Origin of the sequence: Vibrio sp. V33_P6A3T137 (genome assembly GCF_009904835.1) — a bacterium.
Classification (GTDB): domain Bacteria; phylum Pseudomonadota; class Gammaproteobacteria; order Enterobacterales; family Vibrionaceae; genus Vibrio; species Vibrio metschnikovii.
On record NZ_WXWK01000019.1, the window covers coordinates 1 to 3280 of the forward strand.

Genomic DNA, 3280 nt, shown 5'->3' on the forward strand with positions numbered 1-3280 from the left:
TTATACAACAAATGATGTAACAAATTTTGCTACACAGAACAGATTTTTAACTTTATATGTATAAAAAATCAAAGTAAGTGCACACATCGGAGGAGAAAAATTGACTTTAATAACGATCGGACGTACAAGAATGACACACAAACATCCTGGACGGATTAAATAATAAACAAAGGAGATTGTCTATGGCAGATAAGAAAGCGACCCTTCACATTGAAGGTAAAGCGCCCATTGAGCTGCCGATTATGGATGGGACAATAGGTCCTCAAGTAATCGACGTTCGTCAATTAGGTTCAAATGGCTACTTTACTTTTGACCCGGGTTTTCTTGCCACTGCATCTTGTGAATCTCAAATCACTTATATCGATGGTGACAAAGGCATTTTGTTACATCGCGGCTTTTCTATCGAACAGTTAGCCAATAATGCTGATTATTTAGAAGTCTGTTACATCCTTCTTTATGGTGAAGCCCCTAACCGTGAACAATACGAAGAGTTTAAGAAAATCGTTACTCGCCATACCATGGTTCACGAGCAAATTGCTAGCTTCTTCCATGGTTTCCGCCGCGATGCACACCCAATGGCGGTGATGTGTGGGGTGGTAGGTGCGTTAGCGGCTTTCTATCACGATTCACTGGATATCAATAACGATACACACCGAGAAATTGCTGCTTATCGTTTATTATCAAAAATGCCAACCTTGGCTGCAATGTGTTACAAATACTCGATTGGTCAGCCATTTATCTATCCACGTAACGACTTAACCTACGCAGAAAACTTCCTGCACATGATGTTTGCTAATCCGTGTGAAGAATATGAAGTCAATCCTGTCGTCGCTCGTGCTATGGATAAAATCTTCACTTTGCATGCAGATCATGAGCAAAACGCATCAACATCAACCGTTCGTTTAGCCGGTTCTTCAGGTGCCAACCCCTTTGCCTGTATTGCCGCAGGTATCGCATCACTGTGGGGTCCAGCCCATGGCGGAGCCAACGAAGCTTGCTTACGCATGCTAGAGGAAATTGGCTCCGTCGATAAAATTCCTGAGTACGTCGCCCGAGCAAAAGATAAAGATGATCCGTTCCGCTTAATGGGCTTTGGTCATCGGGTGTACAAAAACTACGATCCACGTGCAACGGTGATGCGCGAAGCGTGTCATGATGTTCTTAAAGAACTCAATATTAGTGATCCGCTACTTGATGTAGCGATGGAGCTTGAGCGTATTGCGCTCTCTGACCCCTACTTTGTTGAGAAGAAACTCTACCCGAACGTTGATTTCTATTCTGGGATTATTCTCAAAGCCATCGGTATTCCAGTCTCCATGTTTACCGTTATCTTTGCCATGTCACGCACCATTGGCTGGATCGCACACTGGAATGAAATGCATTCAGACGTCAACAACAAGATAGGCCGTCCTCGTCAGCTTTATACAGGTCAAAAACTTCGTGAGTTTGTGCCATTACATGAACGCCAATAAGTGAGGCACCAACTAGGCTAGCCTATCGTTCTTGCCTAGTTAATCAGTAACACAATAAAAAGCGAGATCGACTCTCGCTTTTTTTATTTATACCGGATTATCAATATCGATAAACTCAACAGAAAGGCCATGCGCTTTGCTCAACCACTCACCTAATGCTTTAACACCATAACGCTCGGTAGCATGATGGCCTGCAGCAAAATAATGAATATTTAATTCTCGTGCCGCATAAGTAGTTCGTTCAGAAATCTCACCCGAGATGAACGCATCCATTCCTTGCTGAGCAGCCAGTTCGATATAGTCTTGCCCGCCCCCCGTACACCAAGCGATCTTTTTAATCGGTTTATCCGTTTGCTCTGGGGCAATATGCAATGGCTGACGGTGAAGTACAGTTTGCAGATGCTGGGCAAACTCATCACCAGAGTAATGGCGATTGAGACAACCGTACATGGCGACAGATTGTGCATGCCCTTCTAGCCCGCCCTCCACTTCAATCCCAAGTAACTGAGCGAGCTGAGCGTTATTACCCAATTGCGGATGAATATCCAGCGGTAAATGATAGGCAAACAAATTAATGTCATGTTTAATCAGCTGTCGTAGTCGCTGCCCTTTCATACCACGAATCGCTTCTGGCTCGCCTTTCCAAAAATAACCATGATGGACAAGTAAAGCATCAGCTTGATGCTCAATGGCTTGTTCAATGAGCGCTTTCGACGCCGTCACTCCAGTAATGATTTTTTTTATCTCGGCTTTACCTTCCACTTGCAAGCCGTTAGGACAGTAATCTTTCACTAATTGTGGAGACAAGATCTCATTTAACAACGCTTCTAACTGTAAGTTGTTCATATTTCGTTCCATTACACTATTGTTATGACGTGTTTATAACAATTTCAGGCTAGAATGTCGAAAACGGAATGGTAACCGTAGATGGTGCTCACAATGGATATAAAACAGCTTATGCAATGGGTGGTAACCACTCCTCCACTCTTTCAAGGGTCAGAGCCAATAGTCTCTAAAGTTCCTTTCATTCAACCGTCTTATCAGCAGTGGCCAACTTATCAAGGTAATCAGCGACTGGGCTTTATTTATCAATTTTTATGTCAACAACTCTTCACTGCCACGCCTCGCTATAACGCCGTTTCAGAAGAGATTCAGCTAAATCAACAAGGTACAACGTTAGGTTCGATTGATTTTATTGCCAAAAACCGTAAAACAGAGCAATACGAACATTGGGAAGTGGCCGTTAAATTCTACCTTCTTCATCAAGGGAATTGGTATGGGCCCAATGCAGAAGATAGACTTGATCTCAAGTTAAATCATATGCTCAACCATCAACTTCCCCTTTCAAGCAACGAAGCGTTTTGTAAACATTATCCGTTATGGGCTAATGCGAAGCCCCATTTGCTCATGCAAGGTCGTCTTTATACTAACCCTTTTCAACCAGAACCCGTACCTAACGAATGTTTAGGCCACCCACTCAACCCTTCACAAATTCAGGGTCATTGGTGTTATCAACATCAACAGTCATTGATTGACGAGCCTTTATATCTATTAGAAAAACCACAATGGTTAACGGGCCGCGATAAACAGAGTCCACGCTACCAAGGTGAAGACTTAGGTTTTGTTCATTGCCAAAGTCAATCGGGATTATTTTGGTTTATTATGCCCAATGACTGGCCTGCTACCACATAATAAAAAACAGGCCATGAACGTTAATTCATGGCCTGTCTTAAGCTAAATTCGAGATGTGATTAATTATAATCCCGCATTTTTAAAGACTTGATTAACAATCTCTTGCGCTTCATGCT

The 3280-nt window shown here is 42.8% G+C and carries 3 protein-coding genes; 2 read left to right on the forward strand and 1 reads right to left on the reverse strand.

Annotated features, from left to right (window positions below; all coding sequences use genetic code 11):
* Positions 1–182 precede the first annotated feature (182 nt).
* Entirely contained in the window at positions 183–1472 is a 1290-nt protein-coding gene (locus CAG60_RS01540) for a citrate synthase (RefSeq protein WP_115152656.1), read from the forward strand.
* An 87-nt stretch (positions 1473–1559) separates the two neighbouring features.
* On the opposite strand, the gene CAG60_RS01545 is transcribed toward CAG60_RS01540, so the two are convergent.
* A complete protein-coding gene (locus CAG60_RS01545; protein ID WP_161438117.1) occupies positions 1560–2318 on the reverse strand; it encodes a Nif3-like dinuclear metal center hexameric protein in 759 nt (252 codons plus the stop codon).
* A 93-nt stretch (positions 2319–2411) separates the two neighbouring features.
* On the opposite strand from CAG60_RS01545, the gene CAG60_RS01550 reads away from it, so the two are divergent.
* The gene (locus tag CAG60_RS01550; RefSeq protein ID WP_161438118.1) at positions 2412–3164 is read left to right on the forward strand and encodes a DUF1853 family protein; all 753 of its coding nucleotides are present in this window, start codon (positions 2412–2414) and stop codon (positions 3162–3164) included.
* Positions 3165–3280: the final 116 nt, after the last annotated feature.